The sequence below is a fragment of the Spirosoma koreense genome, from assembly GCF_054777875.1.
In genome coordinates this window covers 1,579,730-1,598,161 of the sequence record NZ_BAAHAC010000022.1, presented here as the reverse complement: position 1 = coordinate 1,598,161, position 18,432 = coordinate 1,579,730, and the positions used below count along the sequence as shown (strand labels likewise).

Below are 18,432 nucleotides of genomic sequence, written 5' to 3'. Positions count from 1 at the left end.
TATATCGATGAGCCAATCTAAAGTTTTCATTAAAAAATTAAATTAATAGTGATCCGGGGCTAGGGTATCCGCCCGCTTCTGTGTCTTCGTATATAACTAACCCGACGTATGAGCCAGCCACAACCCCTTCATCCGGACTACCGGGCTAACCCGATGAAGGTAGTCGATACCGACCCTACCGAAAGCCGGGTGGTCGATTCGGAAGTATTTATCCGGCAGGCCTTCGACCGCAGTGTCCGCGAGGGGTACGAGCTGTTGTTCCGGCGGTATTACCGCCCGCTGTGCAACCACGCGGTACGGTTTGTGCAGTCCAAAGAGCAAGCCGAAGATCTGGTGTGTGAAGTATTCTCCAACTTCTGGAAGGGCCAGCTTCATCTGCACATCACCAGCTCGATTCGGGCCTACCTGTTCCGGGCGTTGCGGAACCGGATCTACAATCACCTGCGCGACGAGCTGACCCATCAGCCGTCTTCGTCGGAGTTTTCGCTGGACATTGCCGAGACGGAAGACCCGGAACAAATCTTACAATTCACCGAACTCTACCAGAAAGTGCAGGGCGTTATCAACGGCTTACCTCCGCAGTGCCAGCGTGTTTTTCTGATGAGTCGTTTCGAGAACAAAAAACACCGGGAAATTGCCGACGAGCTTTCCATTTCGATCAAAGCCGTCGAGATGCACATCACCAAAGCACTTCATCAGCTACGCACGGCGCTGTTCACGATTTCTCTTTTACTCACATTAAGCAGCCTGTTTCTGTAAACGATTCGGCTGAGACCCTTATACCTGCTTATCAACGCATGAATACTCCTGTCAACAAACAACTGATCTTTGAGCACTTCGCCGATCGGGTGACGGCGCTGCAGCGCCGGATGATCGCGGACTGGCTGCAACAGCCCGAAAACAGGGAGCGCTACTACGAATGGCTCGAAGAATGGGAACACCAGAATCCGCAATACTCTGTCGAGGTAGAAACCGCCCTGCAACACTCCATGCGTACGCTGCTGGGGGAGCAGGTGCCCCAGCAACCCGTTTTTGAGGTTCGACACCCAAACCGGTTTTTCGTAGGCTGGCGCTGGGCGGCCATGCTGGCGGGGCTTCTGTTGCTGGGCGGCTTATACGCGAGCCGGTCGTATATAGCCTATCGGTCCATCGAAACGGGCTATGGCGAAACGCGCCGGGTGGAGCTTCCCGAAGGGAGTGTGGTTACTCTGAACGCCAACTCACTGCTCCGCTATCCCCGATTCAATTTTGGTACTCAGACGCGCCGGGTGTATCTGACCGGCGAAGCCAGTTTTGCCGTTAAGCACCTCAACAACCACTCACAGTTTGTGGTCAGCACCGACCATCACCTGGATGTAGTGGTGCTCGGTACCGAATTCAGCGTCTTTTCCCGAGCCCGCGGGGCTAAAGTAGTATTGCAGCGCGGTAAGGTTCAGATCGTTCAGACGGCGCGCCCGGCCGCCCGGCGGATCATCCTGAAGCCCGGCGATCTGGTGAGCCTCGATTCGGCGGGCTTTCTGTCGATGAAACACCTGGCCCTGCGCGATGCTTACGCGGCCTGGCAGGAACACCGGTTTGCCTTTTCGGAAACGACCCTGCGCGACATCGCGAAACAGCTGGAAGCAAACTACGGCATGCGGGTGGTCATTGCCGATTCGGCCCTGGCGCAACGCACGGTATCCGGCACGTTCAGCACCCGAACGGCGGCCGAATTGAGTCAGGTCATTGCCGACCTGCTCGACGTTCGGGTCAGCCAGAAAGGCGATCAGATCACTTTTACAGATCCATTAACTCCTTGATAGCACCCTCTAATGCACTTTATGATGAAAAATACCCTACTCTTTCATCCTTTTTTCGTGATCCTGCTCGCCGTGCAGATCTGGCCGGCCTCGGGGCAGGTGCTGGCGAAGCGGTATCAGAAACCCGGCCTAAACCCGCTTCAGAAACTTCAGTTACCGACGTACTTACCCCTTAAAGACGTACTGGGCCAGTTGAAAGATGCTTATCAGGTCGATCTGCTGTTCGAAGACAAAGCCATCGAAGGGCTGATGACGCCTGTTCTGGACTTTAACCAACCGATCGAGTCGGAACTCCAGCGTCTGCTGCAACCGCTGGGCCTGCGCTACAAAAAAGTCAAAAAGAATACCTACCTCATCCAGGCCAGCAAAGCCGGGCGCACCAAAACGGCCACCTCGGCCACCAACGTCGCCAGTGCCGAACCCCAAACGCTGCCGGTCTCGCTCGATTCGGACCTGGCGCTCAAAACATCGGCACTCGCTGAATCGAAAGAACCGGCGGTGGCCGATCAGGTCGTTACGGGAACGGTACGGGACGCCAAGGGCGAAGGGTTGCCGGGCGTCAACATCGTCGTGAAAGGATCGGCCAAAGGCACTACCACCGACGCGCAGGGTAACTTCCGGATGGCGGTGCCCGACAATTCGGCGGTGCTGGTATTTAGCTTCGTGGGGTATCAGCCGCAGGAAATTCGGGTCGGCACGCAGACCACCCTGAACGTCAAACTGCTGACGGACGAAAAATCGCTGAATGAAGTAGTGGTAGTCGGGTACGGTACGCAGTCGCGCAAAAACCTGACCAGCGCCATCAGCACTGTCAAGCCCGAGGAGCTAAACCGTGGGGCCATCAGCGACGTCGGGCAGCTCCTGCAGGGTAAAGTGCCGGGCCTGAACATTTCGGCCAGTGGCGACCCCAATGCCCCAGCGGCCGTGGTGTTGCGGGGCGCGTCGACCATCAACAGTTCGCAGGGACCTTTTTACGTAATCGACGGAGTGCCCGGTGCCGACATCTCGATCATTGCTCCGGATGACATTGCTTCCATCGACGTGCTGAAAGATGCGGCTGCAACAGCTATTTACGGCAACCGGGCCGCCAACGGGGTCATTATGGTGACGACCAAGCGGGGCAAAAAAGGCCAGACGGTTATTACATACAGTGGTTACGCCGGAATCGAAAACGTATCCAGCAAACTGCACATGATGGACGCGGGCCAGCTACGCGATTTCCTGACCAAAAACGGGCAGTCCTTCTCGCCGGTCGATGATAAAGGTGCCAACACCAACTGGCAGAATGCCGTCGAAAAAAGCTCGGCCGTCTCGAATAACCACAACCTGTCGATCAGTGGCGGCACCGACCACAGCACCTACAGCGCCAGCATCAACTACCTCGACAAGCAGGGCATTCTGCAGGGCAGTTCGCTCAACCGGGTCATTGCCCGCCTGGCCGTCGACCAGTATGCGCTGAATGACCGCATCCGGTTCAGCCTGAACGTGACCAACTCCAACAGCAACGCCAACAACACGCCATTACGCAACAACGTGTTGCTGCAGATGATCAACCACCTGCCCGTGTCGCCCGTCATGAATCCGGATGGCAGCTACTTCGAGAACTTCCAGAATACAGGCTATTTCAACCCGGCAGCCATCATCAATCACGCTAAAGACAACACCAAGTACAACAACCTGGTGGGCTCGTTCAATACGCACGTCAACCTGCCGTTCGGCCTGACCTACGACCTGAATCTGTCGTATCAAAACAACACGTCCCTGCATGGCGAGTCGTACGACAGCTATTTTACGCAGTACAACAGTGCCAACTTTTACAACAACCCCGATCCACCGGCCGTCCACGGGCTGCTGAACTTCGGCACCAATGGCTCGGCACTGCGCAATACCTACCAGACCACGCGCAAAGTGCTGGAAACGTTTCTGACCTGGGATAAGTCGTTCGGCGAGCATACCATCAATGCCGTGCTGGGCTACTCCTGGCAGGGAACGGTTTCGGGCGATGGTTTCCAGACGTCGAGTACCAACTTCCCCGTCGATAACATCGGTTACAATAACTTTGCGCTGAGCAATCCGTACGCGGTTTCTTCCTACCGGGTCAATTTCGGGTCCGACGGAATCTACCAGGAAACCCGGCTGATCTCTGACTTTGCCCGCCTGAATTATAACTACAAAGACAAATACCTGATCCAGGGCTCGATCCGGCGCGATGGCAGCTCGGTTTTCGGGACCAACAACCAGTGGGGCTACTTCCCGGCGGTGGGCGCAGCCTGGCGCATCAGCCAGGAAGGGTTCATGCAGAACCAGACCATATTCAACGACCTGAAGCTGCGGGCCAGCTACGGGGTTACGGGCAACTCATCGGGCTTCAATGCTTACACGGCACAGGTCATCTCGGGTAGCCTGGGCACCTACTACTACAACGGTGTGCAGACGGCAGCCTACGGACCTACGCAGGCATCGAACCCCGATCTGAAATGGGAACGAACCGCCACGGCCAACATCGGCGTTGACTTCAGCGTACTGAAAGGGAAGCTGAACGGCTCACTCGAATGGTACGACAAAACCACGACGGGCATGATCTACTCGTACCGCGTCGATCCGATTCTGGTGCCGGTGGGCAGCATCATCGCCAACGGCGGCAACATGAGCAACAAAGGGATCGAGTTCAGCCTGAGCGCTACGCCCGTTCGAACCACCCGCTTCAGCTGGACGACCGGCCTCAACCTGGCGCACAACACCAACAAAATCAGTAGCCTGACCAATCCGCTGTTCGTCGGGGGCGACTCGACCCGGACGACCCAGCCCGAAGGGGCCGGCCAGACCGGCAGTACGCTGCAGATCCTGAAGGCGGGTATGCCGCTGGGCGAGTTCTTCACGCTGCAGTACGCGGGCAAAAACGAAAAGGGCGTTTCGCAGTACCTCGATCATAACGGCAACCTGACCACCACCCCGGTGATCGGGACCGACTACCGCTACTCGGGCAGTCCGCAACCGAAACTACTGCTCGGCTGGACCAACTCGCTGCGCTACGGCAACTTCGACTTCAACGTGTTCTTCCGCGGGGTGTTCGGAAACAAGATTTTCAATGCTACCCGCGCCGATCTGTTCCGACCCAGCACGGCCCAGTTCACCAACATTCTGGTCGACGTAGCCAACGAATCGCCCAGCGACGTCAATGCCTACAAATACTCGACCCGGTTCATCGAAGACGGCAGTTATGTTCGACTGGACAACGCTACTCTGGGCTACAACTTTAAAAAGCTGGGCGAGTACGTGAAAAACCTCCGCGTGTATGCGACCGTCAACAACGCTTTCGTGATCACGGGTTACAAAGGCATCGATCCGGAAGTGAACCAGGGTGGCATTGCCCCCGGCGTCGATTCGAACAATTTCTATCCCAAAACCCGGACCGTTCTGGTGGGTGTAAACGTGTCCTTCTAACCTCATAGCGGAAACCATGAAAAAGATAGCATTTCCCAGCGCGTTACTGCTGCTGATCATGTCCCTGACGATGGCCTGCCATGATCTGGTGGTGCCAGTCACGACCGAACTGACGCCCGCCATTTTCCCCCAGAACTCGTCGCAGTTCATTCAGGCGTCGGGGCCGCCGTATGCGGCTCTACGGGGTAATTTCTCGCTCGACTACTGGTTCATGCAGTCGTTAAGTACCGACGAAGCGATTCTGCCCGCCCGCGGGGGTAACTGGTATGATAACCAGGGGTATCTGATGTGGCACTACCACAGCTGGACGAAAGATCATGGCGGAACGAACAGCACCTGGAGCTGGCTATCGACGGTGATTGGCACAACCAACCAGGCTCTGTCGATCCTGAATCAGACCATCCCGGCCTCGTCTACGGATAAGCCCAAGAACCTGGCCGAGCTGAAGATGGTGCGGGCACTGGCTTATTTTATGATGATGGATCTGTATGGCAATGTGCCGATCGATACAACCTATGGTGATTTTACCCCCCATCCGAACGTGGCTCGTCCGCAGGTATTCAGTTTCATCGAGAAAGAAGTAAAAAACGCGCTGCCGTATTTGAGCCGGGCCAGTGGTCAGGCCGTTTACGGGCGAGCCAATAAGTACACCGGCTTTGCGCTGCTGGCTAAAATGTACCTCAACGCCGAATATTACACCGGTACCCAGCGCTATTCGGAGGCCGTCGTTGCCTGCGACAGTGTCATCAGCTCGGGCCTGTACGCGCTGGAGCCCCGATCCTCGTACCTGCAGATGTTCTACCCGAACAATGGGCCGCAGATGAAGGAGTTCATCTTTGCCATTCCCTACGACCCGGCTGCTACGGCCATGCCGGGCACGAACGGCATGATGTACCACGCCCGTTACGACGTTCCACGCTCGGAGACCAAGAAGTTCAACCTGCCGTTTACGCCCAGTTCGGCCCGGAGTACGCTGCCGGAGTTTTATGCTTACTTCAACGACCCCAACGACGTTCGGAACGGCCAGTGGCTGACGGGTCCGCAGTTCATGAGCGACGGCGTGACTCCCGTTACGGTCACGACGACCAAAAAAGGCTACGATCAGTTCTATACGGGCTCAGACGGGGCCACGCCTTACACTTACCAGGTAACCCTGACGCCGAACATCATTCTGCGGCAGGACGTCGCTACCTTCGACCTGGGCAACGACGAAATCGCCTGGAACATGGGCTATCGTAACATCAAGTTTTACCCCGACGCCAGCTCGACCTCACGCAATCAGAACAACGATGTTCCTCTTTTTCGGTATTCCGACATTCTGCTCATGAAAGCCGAAGCGATGCTGCGGGGCGGCACGGCTACGCAGGGGCAAACGGCGCTTTCGCTGGTCAATCAGTTACGCGCCAACCGCACGACATCGGCGGCCTTATCCAGCGTCACGCTGGAGGATATTTATGCCGAACGTTGCCGCGAGTTTGTCTCGGAAACCTGGCACCGGAACGACATGATCCGGTTCGGGAAGTATGAGGGCCGGTGGGGGTTCAAAACCGACGCCGACCCCAACAAACGAATTTTCCCGATTCCGACAACCGCCTTTACGGTCAACCCGGCACTGACCCAGAACCCAGGGTATTAATCCGGTTAAGTATATTGCGACCCCTTCCGGGTCGACTATTTATAGCCAGGCCAGCTTCTATAAATAGTCGACCCGGAAGGGGTTGTACTACCATCCCGCCAATGTCAATCAGTTTTTTATTCATACGATTAAGTCAGTTCAGACACACAGAATCCTTCAGTTCGACTCTGTTTCGTTTAATCCTTTTACTCAATGGAAACCATTACCCGAAAATCGTTTTTACACCAGTTTCTGAGCGCGGGCGCGCTGGTCGGTCTTTCTTCGGGCACAACCTGGGGCGCTTGGCCGTCAGATTGGCTGGCCGATGCGTTCTACCCGAAAATGGTGGCGGCCAACAACGCGGAGGTTGCCAGGTTGATGCAGACGCTGGCGACCGACATTACGGAAGTAAAACGACGTTCGGGCTACGACCTGGCGAATCTGGCAGCCGCCTTTTGCGAACCGACCTCGCAGTATTATCAGAAGACGGAGCTGGCGACTTCTATGACCAAAATTATCCGGTTTCTACTGAAAGCCCAGCATACAGACGGCACCCTCGATTTTGGCAATTTAGCCTCCCCACCCGACACAGCCTTTATTCTGGAGCCCCTCTGTGCAGCCGCCACCATCCTTCGGCAAAACAGTCAGCCGGCCTTAACCGAGGTGAAAGCCGGGCTGAAAGACTTTATCGTCAAAGCGGGCGAAGCACTCAAAACGGGCGGTGTTCATACGCCGAACCACCGCTGGGTGGTATCGGCTGCGCTGGCAAAAATCAACGCGCTCTATCCCGATCCGGGCTACCTCAAGCGGATTCACGAATGGCTTTCGGAAGGGGTGTTCATCGATGATGAAGGCAATTACCTGGAACGGAGCATGAATTATTCGGCGGTCATCGACCGGGCGCTGGTAACCATGGCGCGCCTGCTGTCTATGCCGAAACTGCTGGAGCCGGTTCGTAAAAACCTCATGCTCGTCTACTACCACTGCGAGCCCAATGGCGAACTGGTCACGGTCGACTCGCGACGGCAGGATCAGTTTGCGCCGATCGGCATCCTGAATTTTTACCACGATTACCAGTACCTGGCCATTCAGGATACCAATCCTGAGTTTGCGGCCATCGCTCAGTTTATTCAGACGCTTCCCGGCTTTACCGAACGGCTGCTGCCGGACCTGCTGGTATATTATCTGGAAGAACCGATCTATAAAAAGCCGGCACCTGCTCCGAAAGCGCCTTCGGTGAACTTCGAAAAATTCTTCAGGCAGACCAACCTGGTCCGGATTCGCCATAACACCACCACGACGACGCTATTCGGCGGAGCCGATTTTCCGATCATCATTGCGTCGGGCCGGTCGACGAGTCCGAACTTTTTCAGTTTCCGCAAAGGCGCGGCCATCCTGAAATACATGCGCTTATCCACCGACTTTTTCAGTACCGGGTATTTTCACAGCCAGGGCATTACGCACGCGAACGGGAAGTATACCTTACACCAAAAGCTCGAAGTACCCTATTATCAGCCCTTGCCAGCCAACTACAAACGAGCCGACGGAAATTACGCCCATTCGCCCAGCACCGACGGGCGGTTCTGGAACAAGATGGATTTCGGGCACCGGCCGCAGAGCAACGTAAAGACGCTGGAAACGACCATTGTAGCCGAAGAGAAGAATGGCTCCAACAAGCTGACGTTCAGCGTAAAAAGCGAAGCGGGCGTCCATGTAACGATCGAACTCTGCTTTCGGGAAGGCGGCTCACTGACGGGTCTGACCAAGCTGGCGGGTACGGACAATTACGCACTGGAACAGGGCTCGGGCGAATACAAGACTGGTGAAGATTCCATCACCTTCGGGCCGGGTAGTTTCAAACACAGCAAGCTGACGGGACTCGAAGGCGAGCTCTACTCCTCGCATTTCGGCAGTCTGCGCACCGATGGGGTACATGTATACCTGACGGGCATCACCCCCTTCGAACATACGCTGACCATCGGCTGAGTGGGTCTGTTTTTAACCAGCGAGCGGACTCGATTCAGCAGTAAATCGAGTCCGCTCGCTTTCATTCGTCAAAAGACTGTCCGCTTACGAGCAAAGCCGGTTATTTTCTGATCAACCGCAGGGTATGCGTGTGAGCGCCTACGGTCAGTTGGTACAGGTACACGCCCGTCGGCAGGTCTTTGGCGTCGATCTGCGTCTGGTGAGTGCCAGCCGACGACTCGGTGGTGGTTTCTGTTTGCCGTAGTACCCGTCCGCTGGCATTCAGGAGCGTATGCCGCACTGGCCCGCCCACCGGCAGGTGATACTCGATGGTAGTGTGCCCGGCGAATGGATTTGGGTAGGCTCGCACCGACACGTTGAGGTTGTCGCCCAGCGCTGATACGGTTTCGATGGTAGCGCGGAAGACCGAGCCGGTCAGCGCGAAAAAGCCGGGTTGCAGACTCACCGACCGACCGGCCGTATAGGTTGCCGTAGCGCCCCCGCTTATCCGGTTGCGGGCCGCAATCGATTCCGTAGCCTTCTCGCCGACGACACCCGAGGTGACCGCCCGACTCAGGCTAAGCTGCTGACGGTATTCCTGCGCAACCACCAGACGAGCCAGCAACAGCAGGCTTAGGAGGCCTAAAATACGTTTCATGAGGGTTATCGTTAAGGATTCACTTTCGTTTCCAGTATGGCCATCCGTTCCGCCATCCGGCGGCTCTGCTCGTGCAGTTGTTTGTTCTGTTGCCGCATCGATTCCAGTTCATGCTGCTGCCCGATCAGGTACAGGGTCAGTTCTTCGATCTTTTCCAGCAGTTTGGCATCCATTTTTCCCAGGTCTATACCTTTTTCGACCACCTCAGCCGCCGACGGGACACTGGGCAGATGGCCCTGCTGGCGAATATGCTGCTCTACCTCCTGCAGGCTTTTCAACGTATACCCTTTCTCAAAAACCCGGTCGCTCCAGTCGTCGGTGCTTTTCACGGCTACTTTTACTTTCTCGGTCAGGATGCCGTCCGCAACGTAAAGCCGATAACCCGCTGGGGTTTTGCTGATGCCGCTGCCAATCAAGACCCCACCTGCATTGGTATTCTGCAGATTCTCTCCGCTGGCCTGCCACGGAGCCGATGCTGCACCCTCCCGGCTGGAACTGTTCAGGCTGGCCAGCACCACATCGCCACTGGCGTCGACGGTCAGGAACCGGGTCTGGTTCTGCAGGCGGGCGGGCGAGCTGCTGGTCAGGTTCGTGAACCGCAGGCCCGACTGGTTGGCAACGCCTTTCGTAATCTCCAGTTTGTTCTGCGGAGCCGTGTTGCCGATTCCTACACTGGCTTCGTTGCCCAGAATAACCGAGTTCGAAGCGGTCGCCTGGGCGTTGTATCCTACCACGGTTACGTTGCTTAAATTGGACCCCGACGGTACGTTGGCGCTGGCTCCCACGAATGTATTGTTGGTGCCGCCCGTATTGTTCATCCCCGTCTGATAGCCCACAAACGTGTTCGACGAAGCCGTATTATTATACCCGGCCTGATGGCCCAGGAACGTATTCTGCGAACCCGTTTGATTGAACAAACCCGCGTTGTGCCCCATAAATACGTTATACTTGCCCACGGTTGTCAGGTAGCCGGCGGCCACGCCCGTATACACATTATCGACCCCCGTGGTATTGTTGAATCCCGCCTGATGGCCCAGGAAGACATTGTCGATGCCGCTGGTATTGCTTTTGCCACTTTCGAAACCGATGAAGGTGTTCTCATAACCCGTGGTGTTGTTGTAGCCGGTCTGGTAGCCCATAAAAATGTTGTAGCGACCCGTGGTATTCAAATAGCCCGTCATGTGACCGATAAACACATTGGCGTTTCCGGTCGTGGTTTCATGTCCGGCTCCATAACCCAAAAAGTTGTTGTAGGCGCCCGTAGTGTTGGCATACCCCGCCTGATAGCCCACAAACGTATTGACCACCCCCGATGTATTGCTGTAGCCGGCCAGCGCCCCGACGAATGTGTTGGCATTGCCATTGACATTGAAGAGCCCGGCTTCCTTCCCGATAAAGGTATTGAAAGCCCCGGAGGTGGTGAACCGACCAGCATCGACGCCGTTGAAGGTATTCCAGTAACCGGAGGTCAGCACGAGCCCCGCATTATAGCCCGTTATGGTGTTCCGGTCGCCGGTGATCGGCCCGGCGGCTCCGGCACCGGGCCCTACCAGGGTGTTGTAGATACCGGGTGTGCTTTTGTTAGCCGTGTTCGCGACGTAATTTCCCTGCGCCAGCAGCGCACCGGGTACCAGCGAAAGGAAGCAGAAGTAGTGGTGTTTACGCATAAAAGTAATGGTGTTAATGGGTTGTTCAAGAACCTTGCCTGCGTCGGTTGCCAGGGCTCCGCTTTGCGGCAGGCTGTCTGACTTCTTAGCCTGACAGGGCAAAATTCCGGCTTTCAGCTGGCCAAAAAATCACCGGATTCCGTGATTTCCCCCTCCCCGAATCCGGTGATTTTTCGACCAAACCGGACGGCTACGGCGGTTCTGGCCCAAATCGAGGAGGAAACCAGGACGGCATCATAGCGCGTCGGTGCTCATGGTTGCTCATTTTTGTCAAACTGTCATTAACAACGGAGCGGGCTGCCCATCCTATTGAGATCGACAGCCCGCTCCATCAGTAAACCTTATTCCATCAAACGATCAGTGCCATAAAGACCGCATGCGTCTTTTCTTTATCTTCGGCCGTTTCGAACGCTTTATTGACCTCATCCAGCAGAAAGCGGTGAGTGATCAGTTTCCGGGCGTCCATTTTCCCTTTCGACAGTAGGTCCAGACACATCTGCTTTTCGGAATCGATACCCCAGAACGAATAGCTCGCACGGGAAAAAGCTGGATTTCGCCGAGCGGGATTTTCGCCCAGTTCAATTCATTTCTAACCGGCCTCGAAACCTCCCACGATCGGCCCGCCAGCAGCCACAGTAACCCCAGGCACAAATGCGGCAGGTAGACCCGATCGGTAAAATCACCCAACCAGGGCGACGCACCCAGCAGACTACCGATTCCCAGGTGAAGCGTCATCAGAACTTTCCTGAACAGCCCCCCTTCGTAGTCAGTCACCGTTGCCAGCAACAGCACCAGTCCCCCGGCCACCACGATGGGCCTTTTCGCCCGCGGCTCGCTGGCAAACCCAAACAGCCAGGGCGAACCGATCAGCAGCAGCCCCGCCAGGTAGTCCCAAACGGCATGCACTCGGGTCGAAAAAACCGAGGATCGAAACGGTGGCGTTGGATAATCGAACATACGCGTCAGATCAGTTGAAGATGCGGCCGAATCTGAACCCCGACAATGTCGCAGCGTTTGGGCTGTGTCAGAATGTACTGCACACAAACGGCAATGTCCTGTGCTTTGAGCATTTCTCCTTTTTCCTGAGCGACTTGCTCTTCTTCCGGCGTGGTTGGCTGCATATCGGAACCGACGGCACCGGGCTCGACCAGGCTGACCTTGATCCCTTTCTCATTGACTTCCTTGCGCAGGCTTTCAGCAAAGCCCTCGATCGCCGATTTGGTAGCGACATAGACCGATGAGCCTGATTCGCGGACCTGGGCACTCATGGAACCAATCAACACGATATGGCCGGCGCCCTGCTTCTCCATTAACCGCAGGGCTTCTTTGGTGAGCGCCAGATAACCCACCAGATTCGTGTCGATGACGTACCGCCAGTCTTCATCGGCCATTTCGGCGATGGACTCTGCTCCTAAAGCGGCACAGTTGATCAGAATATCGAGTCCGCCCAGCGTCGTTTCGGCCTGCTCGACCACTCGCCGAATATCCGCCGATGTGGCCACGTCGGCCACCATCCCGTCGGCCTGGCCACCTGCATCCCGCATAGCCGAGAGCGCTTCCTCCAGCGGTTCCGGATGCCGCCCGAAGGTAAAAATCCGCGCCCCATAGGAACTCATCAGCTGGCCAATGGCGCGGCCGATTCCGGTGGTGCCCCCTGATAGCAGAATACGTTTATCGATCAGCGATTCGACGCTCGTGTGTGGATTGACGGCTTTGGTTGGGTTGTCCATAGTTGGGTATGTTTAGTCGTTTGGGTTGATTTATAGGGCGTCGGCCAGCGAGCTGTGCGCCGGCCCGACCACTAAACGGTTAGGTCCTGTTGCCCCTACATTTGTTAGCGACTTTCGCTCGTCTTCGCTTTTTTAACCGGTCAGACGACCGTAAAACCGTAAAATGAGCTTAAAATTGAGGAAACGGGGTAGCCGCACAGAAGCCGTGCGGAGGGAGAGAATCATGGCCCCTGCCCGTTCCGGTAGCAACGATCCGAACGCATCGGGCGCGGTTTACCAGTCCGACCGGATGCGGACTTACGAGCCCAGAATACGTGTGGCACACGATCCGGGTCCGCTGCGCCAGACCGCCCTGGTCGTCTGAAAGAACCTGTTGCGTCTACTTTTTCAGCGAGGCCAGCAGACTGGTCAGCTCCTGAAAGTCTACCGGCTTGACCAGATGCGCATCGAAACCGGCCTGGCGAGTCCGGCGTTTGTCTTCTTCCTGCCCGTAGCCGGTCAGGGCAATGATAAAAATGGCGCTTCCCCACGGCTGCTGGCGAATCTGCTGACAGGCCACGTAGCCATCCAGACCGGGCATGCCGATATCCAGCAACAACGCATCGGGCCGTAACTGTTCGGCAGCTACGACGGCCTCCTCACCTCCGTAGCGGGTATGAACGTCGTAGCCCGACCGGCGGAGAAGCATCGCCGTTGTATCGGCCAGATCGCGGTTGTCATCGGCGACCAGTACCCGAAAGGAAGCTTCGGCGGAGCGGGACCCTCTAGTTGCCCCCGACCCTGATTCTACGGGAAGCGATGGCAATTGAACGATAAATTCGCTCCCCAGCCCCAGCCCCTCGCTCCGGGCCTCGACGCGGCCACCGTGCTGTTCGACCAATTGTTTGACGACGGTCAGGCCCAGCCCCAGCCCCCCCTGTGGTCGATCCAATGAATTGTTTACCTGCATGAATACCTCGAAAATACTCGTCCGCTGATCGGCGGCCAGGCCGATACCATCGTCGCGAATACGGATTATGGCTTCTGGCTTATCCGGTCGTTGCTCCAGGGCAAGCCAGACGTGGCCCCCGTCCGGTGTGTATTTAATGCCGTTGGTAAGCAGATTCACCAGCACCTGATGCAACCGGGTGGAGTCGCCTTTCACGTAAACAGGTCCGGGAGTTAATGCGACTATCAACTGGCGATTTCCCGAGTGGTATAAAGCCTGCACTACTTCCACAGCTCTGGTGATCAGTGCCCTTAGATCGATCCGTTCCCACTGCAACTGAACCGTTCCGCGACTGATGCGACTTACATCGAGCAAATCGGCGACCATACGTTCCAGATGAAGCACTTCCCGATTCATGAGGCCCAGGGCTTTCGGCAAGGGAAGGCTAGGGTCCTGGCCCTGGGTCAGTTCCAGCAACAGCAGGGTATTGTGCAGGGTGGCCAGTGGATTACGCAGTTCATGGCTTAGCATGGCCAGAAACTCGTCTTTTCGTCGGTCGGCGGCCTGCAGGGCTTCTTCGGCCAGCTTCTGGGCGGTCAGATCGCGCATAACTTTGACCAACCCGCCAATCACCCCGTCTTCCTCACGCAAGGGTGTCGTTACGCCGGAGCCGTAGAAGCGCGAGCCATCCTTGCGCTGATGCCAGCGTTCGTTTTCGGCCCGCCCCTCCTGAATGGCTTTCTGAGCCTCGCCCTGAGGCTGGCCCGTAGCCCGGTCTTCCGGAACGAACAGGATGTCGCCCAGTTGACCCAGGATTTCATTTTCTGCGAACCCGAACATTGCCTGAGCGCCGGCATTCCAGCTGCTGATCCGGCGGGCCAGATCGACTGTAAAAATGGCGTAATCTTTAGCACTTCCCAGTATCAGCCGCTGCCGCTCTTCCGACTGGCGTAGCGCTTTTTGAAGCCGTTTATGGTCTGATTCTACGTCTGATCGATCCGGAAAGGAATCGAAAGATTCTGCCTCATTAGCCATACAATCCCTTAGTCAAACCTGGTGGTTGGCCGACGAGCCTGAACGGAGTCAGTTAAAAGCGCACGTGACCATTGTTCTGCAACCTGCTCATCAGCACAGGGTTTAAAGTAGTTGGTAAACGGTCCCGCAATCCGCGGATTCGGTGAGTTGCCCTTTTCCTCACTCCTGCTCATGGGCTCCAGCTTTTTTCCCTGCTGGTCCGTTAAACAGGGGAATACTTATTGGAAACCCCAGCTTGATTTGTAACGTATGAAAGCAACATCCTTACCGGTAGTCCTATTGCTGACCATAGCTACCGCCCATACCTACGCCCAGTCGGGTGGTAATCTGCCTGACAATGCCAGTGGAAAGAGTTCGACCAGCCCCAAAGCAACTCATGTGGCTCCCAGTAAGCGGGTTACGCCTGCCGGGCGAAGCAACGAATTGACCATCAGTTCGGAGTCGAAAGCCGCTTCGGCTGCCACTGGCCAGGGGCACAATCAACAGAAGCAGAACACAGCAGAACACGGCTCGGGGAAACAATCCGGCAAAGTCGTCAATCAGCAGGCTGCGGGCCCGCGGAAACCGATTGGTACCAGCACGAGCAGTGGCTCGCGGCAACCCGTCAGGCAATAAAGGGCGTAGGTGATTGGCCCGTAGAGGGGCCAGGGGTACGCGAAAGAACGGTAGTGTCGGCACTTGTGCGGCTTTCGGAAGCGTCGCCCAGGTTGCCGATCACACCGACTTGGGTTCAGGCGCTGTCCCGCCCAATAGCCTTTCCGGACCGGTACTGGCTACGGCTGTCGGCTAAAAAAAAGCTTGACCGAGTCATTGACCAGCACAAGCCCTCTATTCTGCTTGCGGACCAGATACACCGCCTTATTGATAGACAGGCTGTCGTTCTGGACCTTCCACGTAAACGGAATGTCGTTCGATACCATGCCCATCTGAATGTGAGTCGTTCCTTTTCCGTCCTCACTGAAATTATAAACGGCTTTTGCGTTGCGCAGAGCCGCTAACCGTGTGCTGTCGATGGTGCGGGTTGAGTCGAGGTTATACGTAGCCTGAAATTGTTTATTGATGAAATCCAGCTCCCGGACGCCAGTGTCGCAGCCAATTAAACAGCTGACCGATAGCGGACAAAGAACACGCAGTAAATACTTCATGGGTTGACGTTGTTTGGGCGTTGGCTAAGCACTCGTACTGATCAATACCGATGCGCTCATAAATCGGTTCGGAGAGGAGAACGGAAGTGAGGCTGTGGGACCTGGTTGTGTTCAGGACGGCAGGCTCCGGAAAAGCGGCAGAGCCAGCCGTCTCTCTACCAGTGTCGAAGGCCAGGCTAGCCAATCAGTCCGTTTTAGCCTGTAGCTCCAGAGCCTGCAACCGGTACCAGTTACGTCGACGATTTTCCTGGGTCTGCTGGTATAAATACCGGGTTCGCTCCAGTAATCGATTTTCCTGACTGCTTACGTGAATCGTATCTGGCTTAGACTGAGCCAGCTGACTTTCTCTGACCTGGTCCTGTAAAAGCTGTTTTCTTAAATGCCTCAGCAACCTGTTGTAATACGCATCCAGTTGTAAATACTGCTCTCGTTGCCGGACAGCCCGGCCCGTCAGCTTCGGCGGGTGCTGGAGCAGTTGCTCCCACTGTTGCTGCAGAGCGTGCAGGTGTGCCCGTACAGACCGGCCATCAAACGCTTCGACGGGCAGGCGAAGTCGTGCCCCGTTTTCGGCCAGGATGGCCTGCTCAACTACCCACTCCTGCCTGACGAGTTCATTCAATAGCTCGAATGCTTTCTCACAGTCTTCTACCCAGTAGCCTACCCTGCGGCAGTAAATTCCCCGAAAAAATCCATCAAGTAAGAGTAACATCGAAATCGGTATGCCGCATTTGCAGTTGACAAACAAAACAAGGCGCCCCACCTGACCAGGTACGAACTGAAGCAGCGATGAGCCAATAAAACGCGTCAGCCAGCTTGTCGGTCTGGTTTACCCCAGCACATTGTATTGAATGATAGGCAGGCTGGCGGTTTCCCACCAATAAGCCCGTATCTGCGTGAAATACAGCATCCAGTCTTCATACTGAGTCGGTTTGACCACGTAGGCCGATGCGCCCAGGCTATAGGAGGTGGCAATATCGACCGCTGAGGCCGAGGAACTAAACACAATGACCGGAATCTGATCGATTGGCGCTTTGAAAGCTTTGATGGCTTTAAGCACATGCCAGCCGTTGGCGTTGTAGGGCAGATATAGGTCGAGTAAAATCAGTTTGGGAACTTCCCATTCAAGCGTCTGCCACTGCTCAAGCAGAGCCAGGGCCTGCTCTGCCGTCGGCGCATATACCGCTTCGACTTCTGGCATGCACTGTTGCATGGCTGGCCGGATCAGTGCCCATTGATCCGCATTATCGTCGACAATCAGCACTTTGGCGGCCGTAAAGTTGACGTTAGTCGGAGAATAACTTGCTTTACTTTTCATCATTTGACGCCTGGAGGATGATTCGGTTATCAGAACTATAACCCAGTCGGCAGGAAATCGACCCGGCACTTACGGTATTGCCTAGACCAGCGTTCGCCAAAGCCGGCGTAAATAGGATATACTATCCTCTGTCAATCAGTTCATTAATAAGTGTTTCCCTGCATCGATGTCTTTTTTCGAAGTTCAAAACTTGTTGGAAAGTGAACCAACGGTCCATCGGCTGGCCAGATCGCTACTAATTTTCGCTTATCGGGTAAGTTCAGGAGCCCATCGGGGCAGGCGGGGGAAACGTATTGGCAACGACAGCCCGTTACCTTACTTTTCACTGTTTCTGTAAATTGCTGTTGTGTAAGATTTTACCTTTAGGATACATCACTCCTTATTAAAAAGCTCCCTATACTACCTTGTCTTATGAGGCATTCATCCGATCAGGACCCGGCTTTTCAGCGGGATCTCTCCGTTCAATCCTTCTACCGACAACTTGCCCGGTATCGGGCCCAAGTGTATGAGACTTATTTTCCGAAGGAAACTGACTATCCGACAGATTGGCATCAACCAACTCCTCTACAGGAAAGCATTCTGGTCGTTGAAGACAACGTAGACGAATGGTTCTTGACCCGCTGGGCTTTATTGCAACGCTATCCACAGGCCGAGATGGTGTGGCTTTCGACATCGGAGGAAGTTATGCCTTATCTGCACAGTTGCCACCAGGCCGAAAAAGAACTACCTAAGCTGATCCTGCTCGACTTATACCTACCCCAGGCCGAACACGGCATCGATGTGTTGAAGTCGGTGAAGGCCCACCCCGACTATCGACCCATTCCGCTGATTATACTCAGCCGCTCCAGTGCCCAGGAAGATATGGCCGATTGCTTTCAGCACGCCAGCACGGCTTATCTGGTCAAACCGACGACGTATATGGGCTGGCTAGAGCAGTTTACCCAATTAGATCAATATTGGCAGGGGCATTCCACTAAATAATCGACTCCATTTCGGTGCTTTACGATTGCCCTCGGACAGCCTCAAACTCAACTGGTATGCACACAGCCACCTGTCGGCACGGGCATACCGATAAAGCTAAGCTCAACTGGTATGCCCGTGCCGACAGGTGGCCGCTCGTGAGAGGGCCTG

16 protein-coding genes are annotated in these 18,432 nt (G+C 55.6%); 8 read left to right on the top strand and 8 right to left on the bottom strand.

Translation table 11 applies throughout. From position 1 onward, the window contains the following. Positions 1-108 precede the first annotated feature (108 nt). The 5 genes from ACYVC2_RS20080 (at position 109) to ACYVC2_RS20060 (ending at position 8,844) form a co-directional block, all read left to right on the top strand. Positions 109-759 (top strand): RNA polymerase sigma-70 factor, encoded by a 651-nt coding sequence (locus ACYVC2_RS20080; protein WP_461105026.1) that lies wholly within the window; start codon positions 109-111, stop codon positions 757-759. A gap of 38 nt (positions 760-797) precedes the next feature. Beyond that, complete coding sequence (locus ACYVC2_RS20075; protein WP_461105024.1) at positions 798-1,799, top strand: FecR family protein; 1,002 nt, start codon at positions 798-800, stop codon at positions 1,797-1,799. Positions 1,800-1,820: 21 nt separating this feature from the next. Continuing rightward, the gene (locus ACYVC2_RS20070; RefSeq protein ID WP_461105022.1) at positions 1,821-5,243 is read left to right on the top strand and encodes a SusC/RagA family TonB-linked outer membrane protein; all 3,423 of its coding nucleotides are present in this window, start codon (positions 1,821-1,823) and stop codon (positions 5,241-5,243) included. Positions 5,244-5,259: 16 nt separating this feature from the next. Continuing rightward, positions 5,260-6,879, top strand: coding sequence for a RagB/SusD family nutrient uptake outer membrane protein (locus ACYVC2_RS20065; protein ID WP_461105020.1), 1,620 nt, complete (start codon positions 5,260-5,262; stop codon positions 6,877-6,879). Between the two features lie 192 nt (positions 6,880-7,071). Beyond that, positions 7,072-8,844, top strand: coding sequence for a hypothetical protein (locus ACYVC2_RS20060; protein ID WP_461105018.1), 1,773 nt, complete (start codon positions 7,072-7,074; stop codon positions 8,842-8,844). 100 nt (positions 8,845-8,944) lie between these two features. Here ACYVC2_RS20060 and ACYVC2_RS20055 read toward each other — a convergent pair whose 3' ends face one another. The 4 genes from ACYVC2_RS20055 to ACYVC2_RS20040 all read right to left on the bottom strand — a co-directional run bounded on the left by ACYVC2_RS20055 (position 8,945) and on the right by ACYVC2_RS20040 (position 12,878). After that, positions 8,945-9,481 carry a T9SS type A sorting domain-containing protein gene (locus tag ACYVC2_RS20055; RefSeq protein WP_461105016.1) on the bottom strand — a complete coding sequence of 179 codons (537 nt, stop codon included), beginning with the start codon at positions 9,479-9,481 and terminating at the stop codon, positions 8,945-8,947. 11 nt (positions 9,482-9,492) lie between these two features. Next, entirely contained in the window at positions 9,493-11,148 is a 1,656-nt protein-coding gene (locus tag ACYVC2_RS20050) for a hypothetical protein (protein WP_461105014.1), read from the bottom strand. A 447-nt stretch (positions 11,149-11,595) separates the two neighbouring features. After that, entirely contained in the window at positions 11,596-12,105 is a 510-nt protein-coding gene (locus tag ACYVC2_RS20045) for an SPW repeat protein (protein WP_461105012.1), read from the bottom strand. A gap of 5 nt (positions 12,106-12,110) precedes the next feature. Beyond that, positions 12,111-12,878, bottom strand: a complete 768-nt coding sequence (locus ACYVC2_RS20040) for an SDR family oxidoreductase (protein ID WP_461105010.1) — start codon at positions 12,876-12,878, stop codon at positions 12,111-12,113. 163 nt (positions 12,879-13,041) lie between these two features. Between ACYVC2_RS20040 and ACYVC2_RS20035 the strand changes: the two genes are divergently transcribed. Beyond that, positions 13,042-13,242, top strand: coding sequence for a hypothetical protein (locus ACYVC2_RS20035; protein ID WP_461105008.1), 201 nt, complete (start codon positions 13,042-13,044; stop codon positions 13,240-13,242). A gap of 15 nt (positions 13,243-13,257) precedes the next feature. Here ACYVC2_RS20035 and ACYVC2_RS20030 read toward each other — a convergent pair whose 3' ends face one another. Next, on the bottom strand, positions 13,258-14,841 hold the full coding sequence (locus tag ACYVC2_RS20030) for an ATP-binding response regulator (RefSeq protein ID WP_461105006.1): 1,584 nt from the start codon (positions 14,839-14,841) through the stop codon (positions 13,258-13,260). Between the two features lie 249 nt (positions 14,842-15,090). Here ACYVC2_RS20030 and ACYVC2_RS20025 point away from each other — a divergent pair, with 249 nt between their 5' ends. Beyond that, positions 15,091-15,456, top strand: coding sequence for a hypothetical protein (locus ACYVC2_RS20025; RefSeq protein ID WP_461105004.1), 366 nt, complete (start codon positions 15,091-15,093; stop codon positions 15,454-15,456). 158 nt (positions 15,457-15,614) lie between these two features. Here the strand turns inward: ACYVC2_RS20025 and ACYVC2_RS20020 are convergent, their stop codons facing one another. The 3 genes from ACYVC2_RS20020 to ACYVC2_RS20010 form a co-directional block, all read right to left on the bottom strand. Continuing rightward, positions 15,615-15,986: a hypothetical protein gene (locus ACYVC2_RS20020; RefSeq protein ID WP_461105002.1), complete on the bottom strand. Its 372-nt coding sequence runs from the start codon at positions 15,984-15,986 to the stop codon at positions 15,615-15,617. Between the two features lie 184 nt (positions 15,987-16,170). Then, complete coding sequence (locus tag ACYVC2_RS20015) at positions 16,171-16,695, bottom strand: hypothetical protein (RefSeq protein WP_461105000.1); 525 nt, start codon at positions 16,693-16,695, stop codon at positions 16,171-16,173. Between the two features lie 117 nt (positions 16,696-16,812). Further along, positions 16,813-17,304 (bottom strand): response regulator, encoded by a 492-nt coding sequence (locus ACYVC2_RS20010; protein WP_461104998.1) that lies wholly within the window; start codon positions 17,302-17,304, stop codon positions 16,813-16,815. A gap of 408 nt (positions 17,305-17,712) precedes the next feature. Here ACYVC2_RS20010 and ACYVC2_RS20005 point away from each other — a divergent pair, with 408 nt between their 5' ends. Continuing rightward, a complete protein-coding gene (locus tag ACYVC2_RS20005; protein ID WP_461104996.1) occupies positions 17,713-18,282 on the top strand; it encodes a response regulator in 570 nt (189 codons plus the stop codon). Positions 18,283-18,432 lie beyond the last annotated feature (150 nt).